Genomic DNA, 15,418 nt, shown 5'->3' with positions numbered 1-15,418 from the left:
GTTATCCCAACATCAGCGTGAAGTACGCAGGCACGGCGATGTAGCTGGCGAAGGCCAGCAGCAGAACCCCGCGTACCGCCGGGGTGCGAAAGCGGCGCCAAAGCAAGGCGATCAGAAGGGCCGCCAGGCCGACCTCGGCCAGGGCGACCAGGTTTCCGTAGTGTGCGACATCCCAGTACGAGAGGGGCGATCGAAAACGCCAATCGCTGAAGGGCCAGAAATGCGGATGTGCATCGTCGTGGTGGAACGGTAAATCAAAGGCGAGATGCAGAAGCGCCGCCGCGGAAAAAGCCACCGCGACCTGACTGCGAGCCAACAGGCCGCAAACGAGGAGCGCCAGATAGAGCGGCAGAGAGTTGCCGATGGCGACCAGGGTCTGCCAGGGTTCCTGCCAGTAAACCTCTCCCCACAGGGCCTGCTCGGAAATGCCCTGGTAGAGCCGGGCCCAGACGAAGAGCACGAAAATCGCCGAGTCAGCCAGCAAGGCGCCGATCAGGATGGCCGCATTGCGGTGACGGTCGGCGGCATCTTCCGCCGGCCGGGCCAGAACCGCGGCACCGATCAGGAGGTGAGTGGGCGTGTTCACGGAAGGCAGAGTCTTGGAGGCGGCTGCCGAAGTCCAGCCCGGACTGAGGCGGGAACGATGCGCTACGACACCCTTTGGCGGTGCTGCAGGTCCTGGATCAGGACCGGCAGGTCACGCATGTCATCGAAAACAGCCAGGGGATCGAGGGCCGCCAGCTTCCCGTGATGCGCCTCGGTCCGGGCATGACTGCCGCCGGTAAAGCCGAACACAGCCATGCCCGCCTCCAGAGCGGCGGTGATACCGGCGGGGCTGTCCTCGATCACGATACAGTTCGACGGCGCCACCGACATCCGCTCCGCGGCATGCAGGAAAAGGTCCGGCGCCGGCTTGCCGCGCGTCACCATGGAAGCGCTGAAAAGGTTGCCTTTGAAATAGGGCGCCAGACCGGTGACCTCGAGGGAGAGGGCGATCCGCTCAAGCTGACTGGAAGAAGCGACGCAGAGCGGCTGCGAAAACCCTGCCAGGGCTTCGGCAATGCCGGGGATCGGCTGCAGTTCCCGGCGGATGGCGCGATAGAGGTGACGGCGCATGCGCTCAAGCACGGCCGCATCCAGATCGATGCCATAGTCCCGGCGCAGCTGATCGCAGACCGTGGCCAGCGACTTGCCGAGAAAGGCCTCGTAACCCTCGGCAACATCGATCTCCGCCCCGGCTTCGGCGATGGTCTGCAGCAGGACGCGCATGGAAAGCGGCTCGCTGTCCACCAGCACGCCGTCGCAGTCGAAAATGATCAGTCCAAGCGGCGCCACACCAACCCCCAAAGGTTGGATACAGGATAACCGCCCCTCACCAGCAGGTATAGCCACCGTCGGCAAGCACCACAGACCCGGTCACCAGACTGGCGGCGTCGGAAGCAAGAAAATGCACCACCGAAGCGATCTCGTCAGGCTGGCCGACCCGCGCCATCGGCGTCATCTCCAGCCAGGTCCGGTACATGTCCGGGCTTTCATTCATGCCGAAGGCCGTGAGGGGCGTTTCGATATAGGTCGGCGCGACGGCGTTTACCCGCACGCCCTTGGCGCCCCACTCTGCCGCCAGCGACTTGGTCAGGTGGTGGGCTGCGGCCTTGGAGGCATTGTAGAAAGACTGCGGCTGCGGCTTGTTCACAATGAAGCCGGACATCGAACCGATATTGACGATGGAGCCGCTGCCCTGCTTCAGCATCTGCCGGCCAAAGGCGCGGCAGCACCAGAACAGCCCGTCGAGATTGACGTCCATGTGAAAGCGCCAGTGTTCGTCGCTGGTGTCTTCGGCCTTCACGTCGCTCTTGGCGACACCGGCATTGTTCACCAGGATATCGACGCGACCATGCTTGGCGATAACCTCCGCCGCTACGCGGTCGACATCCTCGGATTTTGTTACATCCAAGGGCACCGACTCCACCGTGAGCCCGAGTTTCGCCAGTTCGGCGGCGCAGGCATCGGCACGTTCGGGTTGCAGTTCGGCAATCACCACCTTTGCGCCGGCTTCCGCCAGAGCACGGGCGCAGGCGGCGCCGATCCCCTGGCCGCCACCGGTGACCACGGCAACCCTTCCATCCAGTTTCAGCTTTTCGAGATACATGACACCAGGCCCTTCAACTCATCCAGTTGCCGCCGTCGACGTTGAGCGTCTGTGCGGTGATATACCTCGCCCCCTCAGAAGCGAGGAACACTGCGGGCTCAGCGACATCGTCAGGAGCACCCATATAGCCAAGCGGCACGGCCTCGCCCACCTCACGCCTTTTCTGCCCAACCGCCTTGTTCTCATACTTGGCAAAAAGCGCGTCCACATGGGCCCACATCGGCGTGTCGATGACGCCCGGGGCAATGGCGTTGACGCGGATCTTGTCCTTGGCCAGTTCCAGCGCCAGGGACTGGGTTATCGAGATCACCGCCGCCTTGGTCGAGCAGTAGAGGGTGATATTGGGCTCGCCGCGACGGCCTGCCTGCGAGGAGAGATTGATGATGGCGCCGCCGCCGCGCTTCTTCATGCCCGGAACCACAGCCTGTATGGCGAAGATCGTGCCCGCGACATTCACGTCGTACTGACGGCGATAGTCATCAACAGTCACTTCCTCAATCGGGGCCATGTTGAAGATGCCGGCATTGTTCACCAGGACATCGACACCGCCCCATTTCTCCTCCACCGCGGCGACACCCTCGGCAATCGCATCCAGGTCTGTGACGTCCATCGCCACTGCCATCGCGTTCTCGCCCAGCGCCGACGCTGTCTCCTGCGCGTCTTCGATCAGACGGTCGGCAACGGCGACTTTCGCGCCCTCGGCTGCATAGGCGCGACAAATGGCATCTCCGATTCCACGCGCGCCGCCTGTGACGAGCGCAACCTTTCCCTGCAAACGGCTCATGCGATTCGCAGTCCCTCCGCGTCGAACCTGTGGATCTGATCTTCGCGAGGCTTCATATGGATCCTGTCGCCATGACTGAAGCTGACCTCGCCGCTGGCGCGGACGGTTATGGGGTCGGCCAGGCCGGTTTCGTGGATGTGGAAAAACGTATCGGAGCCCAAGTGCTCGGCGACGCCGACGACGCCGGTCCAGGGGCCTTCGCTGTCGGAAACCTCGATATGCTCAGGCCGGATACCGATGCTGTGCGCACCATATTTCTGGGCCTCGGCACCCTCGATGAAATTCATTTTGGGCGAGCCGATGAAACCCGCGACGAACTTGTTGCGCGGTGTCATGTAAAGCTCAAGCGGGCTGCCCACCTGTTCGATCACGCCGGACTGCAGCACGACAATCTTGTCGGCCATGGTCATCGCCTCGACCTGATCGTGGGTCACGTAGATCATCGTGGTATCGAGGCGCTTGTGCAGTTCGGAAATCTCCAGCCGCATACCCACGCGCAGCGCGGCGTCGAGGTTCGAGAGCGGCTCATCGAACAGGAAAGCGGCCGGTTCACGCACGATGGCGCGGCCGATGGCGACCCGCTGGCGCTGGCCGCCGGAGAGTTGCCCGGGGCGGCGGTCGATATAGTCGGCCAGGTTCAGCACGCTGGCGGCATTGTTCACGCGCTTGTCGATCTCGGCCTGATCCATCTTGGCCATTTTAAGCGGGAAGGCGATGTTCTTGCGCACCGACATATGCGGGTAGAGCGCATAGGACTGAAACACCATCGCCAGCCCGCGCTTGGCCGGGGGCACAGCCGTGGCGTCGCTGCCGTCGATCTGGATCATCCCGCTGGTTACATCCTCCAGCCCGGCAATCAGCCGGAGCAGCGTGGATTTGCCGCAGCCCGAGGGCCCGACGAAGACCACGAACTCGCCGTCGTTGATTTCCAGGTCCAGCGGCGGAATGACATTCACGTCGCCGAAGGTCTTGGTTACCTGGTTGAGCGTAATCTGTCCCATCTCCGTCTTCCCTATTTCACCGCGCCGAAGGTCAGGCCGCGGACGAGTTGTTTCTGGCTGAACCAGCCAAGGATGAGAATCGGCGCGATCGCCATGGTCGAGGCCGCGCTGAGCTTGGCGAAAAACAGGCCCTCGGGGCTGGAATAGCTGGCGATGAACGCGGTCAGCGGTGCGGCCTTGGCGGCGGTCAGGTTGAGGGTCCAGAACGCCTCGTTCCAGGCGAGGATGAAGTTCAACAGAACGGTCGAGGCGATGCCGGGCAAGGCCATCGGCGTCAGGACGTAGAGGATCTCTTCACGCAGGCCGGCACCGTCCATCCGTGAGGCCTCAAGGATCTCAACGGGGATTTCCTTGAAGTAGGTGTAGAGCATCCAGACGATGATCGGCAGGTTGATCAACATCAGGACGAGAGTCAGGCCCAGCTGCGTGTCGAGAAGCCGAAACTGGATGAACAGCAGGTAGATCGGGTAGAGCACCCCCACCGCCGGCAGCATCTTGGTCGAGAGCATCCAAAGCAGGATGTCCTTGGTGCGGCGCGAGGGCACAAAGGCCATGGACCAGGCGGCGGGCACGGCGATGATGATGCCCAGAAGGGTCGAGCCGCCCGCCAGGATGACCGAGTTCCAGAGGAAGCGCATGTAGTCCGAGCGCTCCTGTACGATCGAGTAGTTTTCCAGCGTCCAGTCGAAGAACAGGAAGATCGGCGGGTCGCTGATCGCCTGGGCCTCGGTCTTGAAGCTGGTCAGGATCGTCCAGAGGATCGGGAAAAAGATCAGAAGGCCGATCGCCCAGGCGGCGGCCGTGTTGATCGTCTTGCGTTGCGTCGTGACAGCGCGGGCCATTATCCGTTCCTCCTCACCTGTCCAGGTTCTTGCCGACGATGCGCATCAGGAAGAGCGCGACGATGTTGGCAAGGATGATGGCATAGACGCCGCCGGCGGAACCAAGGCCCACGTTCTGACTTTCCAGCACACGCTGGAAGATCAGGTAGCTGAGCGTCTTGGTGCCGAACGCGCCGCCGGTGGTGACAAAGATCTCCGCGAAGATCGCCAGGAGAAAGATCGTCTGAATCAGGACCACGATGGTGATCGCGCGACTCAGATGCGGCAGCACGATGAACCAAAACCGCTTCAGGACCGGGGCGCCGTCCATCTCGGCCGCCTCCAGTTGTTCGCTGTCGAGTGACTGAATCGCCGTCAAGAGGATCAGGGTGGCGAAGGGCAGCCATTGCCAACTGACGATCATGATCAGTGAGGGCATCGACGCCTGGCTAAGCCATTCCACGGGCGCAGCGCCAAAGAACTTCCAAAGATGTGCCAGAAGGCCGTTCACCGGATCCATGAACATGTTCTTCCAGACCAGCGCCGACACCGTGGGCATCACAAAGAAGGGCGCGATGACGAAGATGCGAACCATGCCCTGGCCCCACATCGGTTGGTCCAGCAGGATCGCCAACAGCACGCCCAGGACTACGGTAATGGCCAGGACACCGCCGACGATAACCAGGGTCGTCTGCACGCTGGGCCAGAAAGCGCTGGAGGTCACGAAGCGGGTGTAGTTGGCGAAGCCGACCCAATCCAGGCCACCGGCCATCGAGTCGCCGCGCATCGGCAGATACTTCTTGAAGGAGAAGAAAAGCGTCATCGTCAGCGGCACGAGCATCCAGCCCAGAAGCAGGATCACTGCCGGTGCCAACATAAAGCGGGCTGCGGAGCGGGAATGCTGGGTGGCCATTGGACAGACCTCCTCTGTCAACGCCCGAAGCCTCGGAGACTCGGGGGTTGTGATCTCAAGAGGTGGAGGACCGGAGGGCGGGCGCAGCCGCCCCCCGGCCGGGAGGAAGCTCTAGTAGCCTGCCGCTTCCATAGCGTCGGTGGTCAGGGCCTGCGCCTTGGCAAGCGCCTCGTCCACAGTTTGCTGGCCGGCATAGACAGCCGAGAACTCCTGGCTCACCTCAGTGGCGATACCGGCGAACTCCGGAATGGCGACAAACTGGATACCGACATAAGGCACCGGCTTGACGGTCGGGTTCGTCGGGTCGGCCGCCTTGATGGAATCGAGCGTCTTCTGCGCGAAAGGCACCTTCTGATACTCGGGGTTCTCGTAGAGCGAGGTGCGGGCACCCGGCGGCACGTTGGCCCAGCCTTCGTTCGCGGCAACCAGTTCGATGTACTCTTTCGAGGTCGCCCACTCGATGAACTGCTTGGCGGCGTCAGCCTTTTGGGTTCCGGCGGGAATAGCCAGCGCCCAGGCCCAGAGCCAGTTGGAACGCTTGCCGAGGCCGGTGTCCGGCGCCAGGGCAAAGCCAACCTTGTCTGCGACGGTTGAGTCGTTGGGGTTGGTCACGAAGGATGCCGCAACGGTCGCGTCGATCCACATGCCGCACTTGCCCTGCTGGAACAGCGACAGGTTCTCGTTGAAGCCGTTGGTGGCGTAGCCCGGAGGGCCCGCATCGGCCATCAGGTTCACGAAGAAGTTGAGGGCATTGGCCCATTCGGGCTGATCGAACTGGGCCTTCCAGTTTTCATCGAACCAGCGCGCGCCGAAGGAGTTGGCGGTAACCGTGATGAAGGCGCCGCCTTCACCCCAACCGGCCTTGCCGCGCAGGCAGATGCCGTTGATTTCTTTCTCGCGATCGGTCATCGCGCGGGCCAGCTCGGCAATCTGGTCCCAGGTCGGGGCGTCGGGCATGGTCATGCCGGCCGCTTCGACGAGGTCGGTGCGGTACATCACCATCGAGCTTTCACCATAGAACGGCGCAGCGAAGAGCGTGCCGTCGTGGCTCAACCCGTCCCGCATCGCGGGCAGGATGTCGTCAACATCGTATTCCGCGCTCAGATCGTCGAGCGGAATCAGCCAGCCGTTCGAACCCCAGATCGGGGTTTCGTACATGCCGATGGTCATGAGGTCGAAAGCGCCGCCCTTGGTGGAGATGTCGGTGGTCACGCGCTGACGCAGAACGTTTTCTTCCAGTGTGACCCACTCGACCTCATGGCCGGTCTTGGCGGTGAAGTCGTCGGTATACCCCTGCATGCGGATCATGTCGCCGTTGTTGACCGTGGCGATCGTCAACGTCTCCGCCGAGGCAAGCGCGGTGGATGCAAGCAGAACACCTGCGGTAAGCGCCAATCGTGTGAGGACCATCTTTAGCCTTCCTCCCTAGGTTTATGAGCATATGCTCTGTTATTGAGCATATGATCGACCTTATACGCACGAGAGTCAAGGGGGCTTGCGCGGAGACCGTGCAAAGCCGCCCGGCGGTGGCTGCTTGCTTCCCATGGTAAGTGAATTGGTTTAGAAGCTTTTCAGTGCCTTAAAGAGCTTTGCCCGAAGGCGTGATCGTCAGCGGGCTTTCTCTGTCGCACTGCACAATTGCCCGGCGACACCCGTTGCCTGTCCATAACCCCGGCTGCAGAGGCCCGATGCGCGGATCTTCGCCTTCCCCTTCAGACAGACCCAGCGACAAACGGCGCGACGATGCGGCGCGGGCGGCCTGGCTCTACTTCATCGGGGGGCGGACCCAGGACGAAATCGCGACCCAGCTCGACCTCTCACGCCAGGCGGTGCAGCGGCTCGTCGCCCTGGCGGTCAGCGAGAAATTGATCAAGTTCCGGCTCGATCATCCCATCGCTTCCTGCACCGAACTGGCCGCCGGCCTGACCGAGCGCTATGGGCTTGAGTTCTGCGACGTCACCCCAGCGATCCTGATGCACCGGATTCGGCCGGCGGCATCGCCGTCGCCGCTGCGGTGCGCCTGCAGCGCCTGCTCGCAGCGAAAGCGCCCATGGTCATCTGTGTCGGCACCGGGCGAACGCTGCGGGCGGCGGTGGAGGAACTGGACAGTCTCGACCGGCCGCAGCACAAGGTGGTCTCGCTGGTCGGCGCCATGTCCGCCGGCGGCCAGGCCAGCCCCTACGACGTGGTCATGCGCCTGGCCGACAAGGTTGGCGCCCAACGCTATCCCATGCCCGCGCCGGTGCTGACGGAAACGGTGGCCGATCGCGAGGCACTGCAGGGCCAACGCGCCTTTGCGGTGCTGCGCGAACTGCGCGACCAAGCGCGCGCCAGCTTCGTCGGAATCAGCGAGATCGGCTGGCAGGCACCGCTCCACCGCGATGGCTTCATGACCGACAACGACATCTCAGCCCTGATCGAGGCGGAGGCCGTCGGCGAAATCACCGGCTGGTCGTTCGATGCCGAGGGGCGCCCGCTGGAGAGTCCGGTCAACGAAAGGGTCGCCAGCCTGCCGCTGGAATCCCCGCCGGAGCGGCTGACCGTCATTGTCGGCGGCGGGCCGCAGAAAGTACCGGCGCTGAAGGCGGCCTTGAAGGGCCGCCTCGCCTCCGCCCTCATCACCGACGAGGCGACGGCCGAAGCCCTGCTTTAGAGTCTTTCATGTTTAGTCGGCGCCTGCCCACTCCCCCTCCCGGCCACCCAATGCGATTATCCTGGTGGGTGGCCGGGAGCGGGAGCGGGCCGGAACCGATCGGACATAAGTCGAAAACGATTTAGACTCTCAGGGCCGCGTCGGGTTGGGCACAGTCCGGGCGATCAGGGCCTGCAGTTTCGGGGCGAGACCCGCTGCCGCGGCGGCGCAGACGTTGCCGCGCAGCAGGCCGCCGTCGGCGAGGAAGTCGTTGGTCCAGCCGCCCGATTCCCGCACCAGCAGCAGGCCGGCCAGGCAGTCCCAGGAATTGATGTGCGGCTCGAAGTAGCCGATCAGGCGGCCCACTGACACATAGGCCAGCATCAAGGCGCCCGATCCGTTGCGCAGAAACATGCCGCCGTCATCCACCAGGCCTTGAATAAGAGGGACAATCTCGCCGGAGGTCGAGCGCTGGGAGAACCCAATACCAAAGGCGCCGTCTGCAAAAGCGGTCGCCGAGAGGTCCGGCTGGCGCTCCCCATTCAGGTAAGTGCCCCCGCCGCGCCGGGCGGCATAAAGCTCGTCGACGTTGGGGTCGTAGATCGCCCCGAGTTCAATGGCACCCTCGTGCACCAGGGCGATGGAAACGCACCAGCTCGGCATGCCGTTGAGAAAGCAGGCGGTGCCGTCGATCGGATCGACGACCCAGATGGATCGCCCGTCTTCAAGCGACTCGCTGGCGCCGCTCTCCTCGCCCAGGAAGGCGTCTTCGGGAAAGCGCTCGGCCAGGCGCTTGCGGATCAGGTCCTCGACGGCCCGGTCGGCGATGGACACCACATCCTGCAAACCCTTGCTCTCGACCGCCAGCGCGCTGCGCCGCTTGTAGTAGTCATAGGCCAGAAGCCCCGCTTCGCGCGCCAGTTCCTGGGCGAAGGCATAACGAGTATCCATTTAAGTCGTGGCCTTTTCTCTTGCGGGTTTGCCTCCGCCGATCTCAAAGAGAGGCTGTCGAAACGGGCCGCCGATGCAGCGGAGGCATCTTGTCCGAAGTCAGCAGGTTACGACAAGCTCGGCTTCGCGGCTGTTGGCGTAGACGTAGCGGCCGTTGGGCAGGTCGTTCTCTTCCAGTTTGGCGGCGACTTCCGGTGCGCTCAGATTGTGATTCAGCCAGCGCTGCCGCAGGCGGACGGCGCGGGTTTCCTCATCGCTTTCGATCATGACCGTCAGATCGAAAAGCGGCGCCAGGCCGTCCCAGGGCGCTTCCTTCAGGAGCAAATAGTTTCCCTCCACCAGGATCAGCCGCACCGAGGGTTCAATCAGCACCGCACCAGCCCGGGCAATTTCCAGGCCACGGTCGAAGCGCGGCACGGCGACAGCCGGCTCCGCATTGGCCCGCAGCCGTTGCAGCATGGCAATCAGGCCGCCGACATCGAAGGTATGGGGCGCCCCTTTGCGGGCGCGCCAGCCGCGCGCCTCCAGCACCGCATCGTCGTAGTGAAACCCGTCCATGGGCAGAACGGCACAGATACCCGGCATAGCATCGTTCAGACTGCGCTCGGCCGTCTCGGCCAGGGTCGACTTGCCTGATGCGGGCGCGCCGGCCAGCGCGACGATCTGGCGCGAGCCCTCGGCGGCAGCTTGCGCCAAGGAATGTAGGCGAGCGATGAAAGACGCCGTGTCGAGCCTCTGAACCTCCGGTCCCATCAAATCAAGCCGTACTGCTTCGCCATATTGCTGAGGAAGGGCAGGCCTTCCAGCATCACCTGGTCCGCACTGTCGGCGACCGGACGCCAGACCGAGAGCGCCGAGGCAATCTGCGGCGGCAGGTTGATGAAACTTTCCAGCGCCAGACCGCCATCGAAGCCGATGGCCGCGAGGGTTCCGTAAATCTCGTTCCAGTCGCAGGTTCCGCTGCCGGGCACGCCGCGATGGCTTTCCGACATATGCATGTAGCGCAGGTGTTCGCGCGCGGCCAGGATGCCGTTGGCAACGCCGTGTTCCTCGATATTGGTGTGATAGGTGTCGAGGTGGATGAACATGTTGTCGGCGCCCACCTTGTCGATCATCTCCGCCGCCTGCCGCCCGGTGTTGATGATATGATTCTCATAGCGATTCACCGGCTCGATACCCAGATCGATGCCCTTGGACTTGGCGTACTTGGCAGCGCCTGCCAGTGCCCGCGCGACGTTGTCGATCTCGTCCTGGGTCGGCGGCACACCGGTGCGCTCCCCGATACCGCCATAGGTCACGCCGGAGAGAGCAAGACCGCCGATCTCCACCGTCTTGTCGATGGCAAGGGAGAGGAATTCAACGGCCTTTTCCGGATCCCGCGAGGCATAGCATTCCGCCGGCAGGCCGAGCGAGCAGACCGCCTTCATCTCCGCCTCCTCCAGCAGGCCGCGGGTATGGGCGGTATCCACCGAGGGCGGATCGAGCAGCGCGATCTCGATGAAGTCGACGCCGTAACGCTGCGCCTCGGCCACGGAAATCTCAGCCCCCTCGCGGGTCCAGTTCATCGCCCAGAGGCTGGTGTGCACACCCAAACCCTTCATGTCCCGTTCCTCCTCATTTCAATCCATCTTTTCCAAGCAAAGCGCAGCACCATGACGGCAATGAGGAAGAGCCCCCAGACCGCGGTGCTGAGATGTTGATTCGCCCCCAGAAGATTGAGCCCCGAGGACAGCAGCTGCAGAATTACCAGCGCCAGCAGCACGGAGGTTACACGCCCGAAACCGCCGAAGGGATCGACGCCGCCCAGGAAACAGGCGAGCACGGTGATCAGCAGATAAGCCTCGCCGTGGCCGACACGCACCGAGTTGAAGCGCGCCATCATAACGATGCCCGCCACCGCGCACATGATGCCCGAGAGGGTGTAGATCAGGGTCAGGGCCCGTTTGGTGTTCACCCCGGAATAGCGTGTCGCCTCGATGTTGGAGCCGACCATGTAGGTGAAGAAGCCCAGGCGGCTGCGGCCGAGCAGGATCTGCCAGAGCAGCACGCAAACCAGGAAAACGATCAGCGGCGCCGGCACACCCAGGACACTGCCGTGACCGATGGCGGCGACGAAGTCGGGAAAGCCGGAGATGTCGCCGCCGCGGGTGAGATATTCGCCGAGTCCGCGCAGGAAGATCATCATCGCCAGGCTGACCAGGATCGGATGGGCACGGGAATAGGCGACCACCGCACCCATCACAAAGCCTGAGGCCCCGCCGACCGCCAAAGCCAGGACAGAACCGAGGAAGAAAGCACCGAAGCCGGCTTCCGGTCCGCCGTTGGCCTGCAGCACCCAGGCCAGGGTCAGGGCTGAGATGTTGGCGGTGTAGGTGACCGCCAGGTTCAGACCGCCGGAGAGGATCGGCAGCAGCATCGCCAGGGTCAGGAGTCCCAGTTCCGGCAGTTGCACGGCGACGGAGCCGAAGTTGGCGGCGGTAAGGAAACGATCGCTGAGCAGCGAGAAGACTACGACGACCAGCAGCAGGAACAGGCCCAGCCCGATGACCTCTGTGCCCAACCGTGCCTTTAGAAAGGGCCTTGCCTTCAGGAAGGATTGCAAAGGGCCCATCACACGCGCCGCCGGACCAGGGTTTCAAGAGAGATGTTGGAAAGCGTGATCGCCACCAGGATGATCGCGCCGACCACCATCTTGAAGGCATAGGGCGAGACCCCCAGCAGGTTCAGGCCGTTCTCCGTGATGGCGATCAACAGGACCCCGAGCACGCAGCCCAGTACCGTCCCGCGCCCGCCACCGAGCCGCGCGCCACCCAGGACCACCGCGGCCAGCACGTCGAGCTCGCGGCCGAAAAGGGCGTTGGGCACAACCTCCTGCGCATAGTTCACCTGCATCAGCCCGGCAATCCCCAGCATCAGGCCGAGCCAGCCGAAGGCGATGTATTGCATGGCCGCCTCGTTGATGCCGACACGCCGAGCCGCTTCCGGATTGTCGCCATAGGCATAGAGCTGACGTCCAGTCGAACTGTGCCCGATCAAGAGCCAGGTCAGAAACACGCAGATGGACATGACCAGCACCGGCAAGGTCAGTTCCGCCCAGGCGCCGCCGGCGGTTTCATGTTCCCAAAGAATGATGCGGTCGCTCCACCAGTCCGGCAGGTTGTAGATCGACACACCCCGGGTGAAGAACATCAAGAGGCCGAAGAACGCATTGAAGGTGGCAATGGTCACGACGATGGAGATGATGCGGAAGTGATGGATCAACGCCGCATTCACCGCCCCCAGGGCAATGCCGCAGAGGCCGGCGACGATGAAGCCCAGCGCCCAGTTGCCGCCGCCGAGAGACATCAGGGCCAGGGCTGTCACGTACTGCACCACCGAGGCGGCCACGGCGAAGGAGATGTCGATCCCGCCGGCGATCAACACGACCACCAGGCCCATGGCGAAGATCAGGTTCACGGCGGAGGTGTTCAGCAGGTCGGTGAAGTTCACCAAGCTGAAGAACTGCTCCGTCGCCAGCGAGAGAAACAGGCAGAGGACCAGCGTCACCAGGATCAGCCAGGTTTCCGTTGCATTGGCGCGGACGAGATTACGCATAGACAGCAAGCTCCAGCGCCGCGAGGCTGGTCTCCCGCGGATCGAATTCCTCGACGATCCGCCCACCCGCCATGTGCAGGACCCGGTCAGCATTGAAGTGCACCTCCGGCGCCTCGTCGGAAATCAGCAGGATCGCCAAACCCTGCTCCGCGAGCCGGCGGATAATCGCGAAGATTCCCGCCCGGGCCCCGACGTCGACACCGACGGTCGGGGCATCCAGAATCAGCAGGCGCGGTTCCGTGGCCAACCACTTCGCCAGCACGATGCGTTGCTGATTGCCGCCGGAAAGGGTCGAGACCGGATCCTCCGGTTTGCCGATCTTTACCGCCAGATCGCGGATCCAACCGTCAACCAGCGCCGTCTTGCGGCGCGGCGAAATGAGCCCGAGCGACAGCAGGCGGTCGAGCACCGGCAAAGCCAGGTTGTCGGCAATCGACTGCGGCTGGATCAGGCCCAGCGACAGGCGGTCCTCGGAAACATAGGCGATGCCGGCACGAATCGCGTCCTTGTTCGAGCGAAAGGAAACCGGCTTGCCGTGGAGACGAATCTCGCCGCGCCCGGGCCGGTTCATCCCGAAAAGCGTGTGGCCAAGTTCGGTGCGTCCGGCACCGATCAGCCCGGTGATGCCGACGGTCTCGCCGGCACGGATGGTCAGGTCGATATCCTGGTACTCGCCGCTCCGGGTCAGGCCCCGGAGTTCCAGAACCGCCGGCGCCGTTCCGCGATCCCGCGCCGAGACGGCACTGTCGAAGGTCTGCCCCGTCATCAGTTCGGTCAGCCGCGACTGGGTCATACCTTCGGCCGGAAAGACGCCGACAAGGCCGCCGTCGCGCAGCACCGTCACCGCCTCGGCAATCTCCAGAACCTCAGCCAGGCGATGGCTGACGAAAACCACGGCAACGCCGCTGGCCGAAAGGTTGCGCACGATCTGCAGCAGATGGTCGGTCTCGTTCCGGGTCAGGGAGGCGGTAGGCTCGTCCATGAAAATCAGTTTGGTCTCGCCCACCAGGGCGCGGGCGATGGCGACGATCTGGCGCTTGGCGATGGGCAGGGATCGCAGCGGCGCGCTCAGATCAAGCGTGACGCCGAGCCGATCCAGAGCCCGCTCTGCGGTCTCGCGCAGTTGCCTTTGGGAGGCAAGGCGCGGGCGGGCGCCCAAAAGCGCCTCGAAAGCGATATTCTCGGCCACCGTCATTTCCGGGAAGAGGGCCAGGTCCTGCCAGATCACGGCGACGCCGAGCCGCCGCGCCAGCCCCGGCGTGGGCGCCGCGACGGGTCGTCCTGCAATGTCGATTTCCGCACCGGCATCGGCGCTGTAGACGCCGGTCGCAATCTTGATCAGCGTGGACTTGCCTGAGCCGTTCTCACCGGCAAGGCAATGTACCTCACCCGCCCGCACCGCAAAGGACACGTCGCGCAGCGCCCGGACGCCGCCGAAGGTCTTGCTGACTGCGCGCATCGCCAGCACTGCCGCTGGCGCAGCCTGCTCCGCCATAGCCCTTGAACCTCTCAAGAAAAGCCGGCCCGCCGCAAAAAAATCGGGGCGGCACCATCAGGTACCGCCCCGCAGGTCACAGCAGTCAGAGACCCATTGCAGCCAGTTCGTCAACCGTGTCCTTGTTGATGGTCACCAACTGGTCGACGATGATGTTGGTCGATCCCGCTTGCGGGTTGACCGTACCCAGCCCCTCGATTTCCATGCCCGGTTTGATGTCTTCACCCTTGATCAGAAGATCGGCCATGGTGACGAAGACGCGCCCGGCTTCCATGGGATTCCACATGAAGCCGCCGGAAATCGCGTCGGACTTGATGAGCTTCTGCCCCTGGCCGGGGGAGAAGGGGCCGAGCACATGAATGTCGCCGACCTTGCGGCGTTCTTCGATGGCACGGCCGGCGCCGATCGGACCCTGGCTGCCGAAGGCGAGGAAACCCTTCAGGTCCGGATTGGCGGAAATGAGATCGAGCGCCGTCTTGCGGCTGTCGTCTGCGGACTCGGCGACACCGTGGCGCTCGCCGATCAGCTTCATGTCCGGATACTTCGCCGCCAGATGGGCGATGGCGGCATCGGCCCAGGCGTTGTGCAGCGGCACGGTGAGGGAGCCGACGAAAACCGCATACTCACCCTGGCCGCCCATCTTCTCGGCCAGGAGGTCCGCATGAGCCTCGCCGAAACCGTTGGCCGAGGCCAACTCGAAGTTCCAGTCGACGTTTTTCTGATCGGGGCTTTCATGGGTGACGACCTTGATGCCCTGGGCGCGCGCCTTGGCGAGCACCGGCTCCAAAACCTCGGCATCGTTGGGCACCACGCCGATGGCATCCACGCCCTGGGCGATGAGATCTTCGATGGCGCGCACCTGAAGCGCGGGGTCGGCGCTGGTCGGACCAATCATGAAGGCATCGATCCCCAGTTCCTCGCCACGCTGCTTGATGCCCACTTCCATGGCGTTGAACCAGGGGATACCGCCGATTTTGACGACGACACCCATCTTCGGCGGGTCCGCCGCCACGGCGCCACCGGCAAATCCGGCCATGGCGAGCGCAAAGGTCGCCGCCCTGATGAATTTCGCGAACAT

17 protein-coding genes are annotated in these 15,418 nt (G+C 63.6%); 1 reads left to right on the top strand and 16 read right to left on the bottom strand.

Features of this window, described 5'->3' with window-relative positions; translation table 11 throughout:
• Position 1: 1 nt before the first annotated feature.
• The 9 genes from ACP146_RS00680 to ACP146_RS00640 all read right to left on the bottom strand — a co-directional run bounded on the left by ACP146_RS00680 (position 2) and on the right by ACP146_RS00640 (position 7,647).
• Complete coding sequence (locus ACP146_RS00680; RefSeq protein ID WP_422364835.1) at positions 2-586, bottom strand: hypothetical protein; 585 nt, start codon at positions 584-586, stop codon at positions 2-4.
• Between the two features lie 62 nt (positions 587-648).
• Positions 649-1,335, bottom strand: a complete 687-nt coding sequence (locus tag ACP146_RS00675) for an HAD family hydrolase (RefSeq protein WP_422364834.1) — start codon at positions 1,333-1,335, stop codon at positions 649-651.
• A 37-nt stretch (positions 1,336-1,372) separates the two neighbouring features.
• Entirely contained in the window at positions 1,373-2,149 is a 777-nt protein-coding gene (locus ACP146_RS00670) for an SDR family NAD(P)-dependent oxidoreductase (protein WP_422364833.1), read from the bottom strand.
• A gap of 13 nt (positions 2,150-2,162) precedes the next feature.
• Positions 2,163-2,933 carry an L-iditol 2-dehydrogenase gene (locus tag ACP146_RS00665; RefSeq protein WP_422364832.1) on the bottom strand — a complete coding sequence of 257 codons (771 nt, stop codon included), beginning with the start codon at positions 2,931-2,933 and terminating at the stop codon, positions 2,163-2,165.
• On the bottom strand, positions 2,930-3,934 hold the full coding sequence (locus ACP146_RS00660; RefSeq protein WP_422364831.1) for an ABC transporter ATP-binding protein: 1,005 nt from the start codon (positions 3,932-3,934) through the stop codon (positions 2,930-2,932). Before ACP146_RS00660 ends, ACP146_RS00665 begins: the two co-directional genes overlap by 4 nt.
• Positions 3,935-3,945: 11 nt before the next feature.
• Positions 3,946-4,776, bottom strand: coding sequence for a carbohydrate ABC transporter permease (locus ACP146_RS00655; protein ID WP_422364830.1), 831 nt, complete (start codon positions 4,774-4,776; stop codon positions 3,946-3,948).
• A gap of 13 nt (positions 4,777-4,789) precedes the next feature.
• Positions 4,790-5,668, bottom strand: a complete 879-nt coding sequence (locus tag ACP146_RS00650) for a carbohydrate ABC transporter permease (RefSeq protein ID WP_422364829.1) — start codon at positions 5,666-5,668, stop codon at positions 4,790-4,792.
• A 111-nt stretch (positions 5,669-5,779) separates the two neighbouring features.
• A complete protein-coding gene (locus ACP146_RS00645; RefSeq protein WP_422364828.1) occupies positions 5,780-7,078 on the bottom strand; it encodes an ABC transporter substrate-binding protein in 1,299 nt (432 codons plus the stop codon).
• A gap of 407 nt (positions 7,079-7,485) precedes the next feature.
• Positions 7,486-7,647 carry a hypothetical protein gene (locus ACP146_RS00640; protein WP_425032142.1) on the bottom strand — a complete coding sequence of 54 codons (162 nt, stop codon included), beginning with the start codon at positions 7,645-7,647 and terminating at the stop codon, positions 7,486-7,488.
• A 35-nt stretch (positions 7,648-7,682) separates the two neighbouring features.
• Between ACP146_RS00640 and ACP146_RS00635 the strand changes: the two genes are divergently transcribed.
• Positions 7,683-8,321: a sugar-binding transcriptional regulator gene (locus ACP146_RS00635; RefSeq protein ID WP_425032141.1), complete on the top strand. Its 639-nt coding sequence runs from the start codon at positions 7,683-7,685 to the stop codon at positions 8,319-8,321.
• Between the two features lie 129 nt (positions 8,322-8,450).
• Here the strand turns inward: ACP146_RS00635 and ACP146_RS00630 are convergent, their stop codons facing one another.
• From ACP146_RS00630 to ACP146_RS00600, 7 genes are all read right to left on the bottom strand, one after another.
• Positions 8,451-9,251 carry an inositol monophosphatase family protein gene (locus ACP146_RS00630; RefSeq protein WP_422364826.1) on the bottom strand — a complete coding sequence of 267 codons (801 nt, stop codon included), beginning with the start codon at positions 9,249-9,251 and terminating at the stop codon, positions 8,451-8,453.
• A gap of 99 nt (positions 9,252-9,350) precedes the next feature.
• Positions 9,351-9,947: a nucleoside/nucleotide kinase family protein gene (locus ACP146_RS00625; RefSeq protein ID WP_422364825.1), complete on the bottom strand. Its 597-nt coding sequence runs from the start codon at positions 9,945-9,947 to the stop codon at positions 9,351-9,353.
• A 56-nt stretch (positions 9,948-10,003) separates the two neighbouring features.
• A complete protein-coding gene (locus ACP146_RS00620; RefSeq protein WP_422364824.1) occupies positions 10,004-10,852 on the bottom strand; it encodes a sugar phosphate isomerase/epimerase family protein in 849 nt (282 codons plus the stop codon).
• Complete coding sequence (locus ACP146_RS00615; protein WP_422364823.1) at positions 10,849-11,862, bottom strand: ABC transporter permease; 1,014 nt, start codon at positions 11,860-11,862, stop codon at positions 10,849-10,851. Before ACP146_RS00615 ends, ACP146_RS00620 begins: the two co-directional genes overlap by 4 nt.
• The gene (locus ACP146_RS00610; RefSeq protein ID WP_422364822.1) at positions 11,862-12,845 is read right to left on the bottom strand and encodes an ABC transporter permease; all 984 of its coding nucleotides are present in this window, start codon (positions 12,843-12,845) and stop codon (positions 11,862-11,864) included. The genes ACP146_RS00615 and ACP146_RS00610 overlap by 1 nt, the downstream gene beginning before the upstream one ends.
• The gene (locus ACP146_RS00605) at positions 12,838-14,340 is read right to left on the bottom strand and encodes a sugar ABC transporter ATP-binding protein (RefSeq protein WP_422364821.1); all 1,503 of its coding nucleotides are present in this window, start codon (positions 14,338-14,340) and stop codon (positions 12,838-12,840) included. Before ACP146_RS00605 ends, ACP146_RS00610 begins: the two co-directional genes overlap by 8 nt.
• Positions 14,341-14,425: 85 nt before the next feature.
• On the bottom strand, positions 14,426-15,418 hold the full coding sequence (locus ACP146_RS00600) for a substrate-binding domain-containing protein (RefSeq protein ID WP_422364820.1): 993 nt from the start codon (positions 15,416-15,418) through the stop codon (positions 14,426-14,428).

It is taken from the genome of Pelagibius sp. (genome assembly GCF_965249265.1).
Lineage (GTDB): Bacteria > Pseudomonadota > Alphaproteobacteria > Kiloniellales > Kiloniellaceae > Pelagibius.
This window is presented reverse-complemented; position numbering and strand designations above follow the sequence as displayed.

Bases quoted from the DNA above. Each gene is read 5' to 3' on its own strand.
- ACP146_RS00620 (WP_422364824.1), bottom strand. From the start codon at position 10,852: ATGAAGGGTTTGGGTGTGCACACCAGCCTCTGGGCGATGAACTGGACC.
- ACP146_RS00600 (WP_422364820.1), bottom strand. From the start codon at position 15,418: ATGTTCGCGAAATTCATCAGGGCGGCGACCTTTGCGCTCGCCATGGCC.
- ACP146_RS00645 (WP_422364828.1), bottom strand. From the start codon at position 7,078: ATGGTCCTCACACGATTGGCGCTTACCGCAGGTGTTCTGCTTGCATCC.
- ACP146_RS00650 (WP_422364829.1), bottom strand. From the start codon at position 5,668: ATGGCCACCCAGCATTCCCGCTCCGCAGCCCGCTTTATGTTGGCACCG.
- ACP146_RS00630 (WP_422364826.1), bottom strand. From the start codon at position 9,251: ATGGATACTCGTTATGCCTTCGCCCAGGAACTGGCGCGCGAAGCGGGG.
- ACP146_RS00610 (WP_422364822.1), bottom strand. From the start codon at position 12,845: ATGCGTAATCTCGTCCGCGCCAATGCAACGGAAACCTGGCTGATCCTG.
- ACP146_RS00605 (WP_422364821.1), bottom strand. From the start codon at position 14,340: ATGGCGGAGCAGGCTGCGCCAGCGGCAGTGCTGGCGATGCGCGCAGTC.
- ACP146_RS00665 (WP_422364832.1), bottom strand. From the start codon at position 2,933: ATGAGCCGTTTGCAGGGAAAGGTTGCGCTCGTCACAGGCGGCGCGCGT.
- ACP146_RS00670 (WP_422364833.1), bottom strand. From the start codon at position 2,149: ATGTATCTCGAAAAGCTGAAACTGGATGGAAGGGTTGCCGTGGTCACC.
- ACP146_RS00615 (WP_422364823.1), bottom strand. From the start codon at position 11,862: ATGGGCCCTTTGCAATCCTTCCTGAAGGCAAGGCCCTTTCTAAAGGCA.
- ACP146_RS00655 (WP_422364830.1), bottom strand. From the start codon at position 4,776: ATGGCCCGCGCTGTCACGACGCAACGCAAGACGATCAACACGGCCGCC.
- ACP146_RS00660 (WP_422364831.1), bottom strand. From the start codon at position 3,934: ATGGGACAGATTACGCTCAACCAGGTAACCAAGACCTTCGGCGACGTG.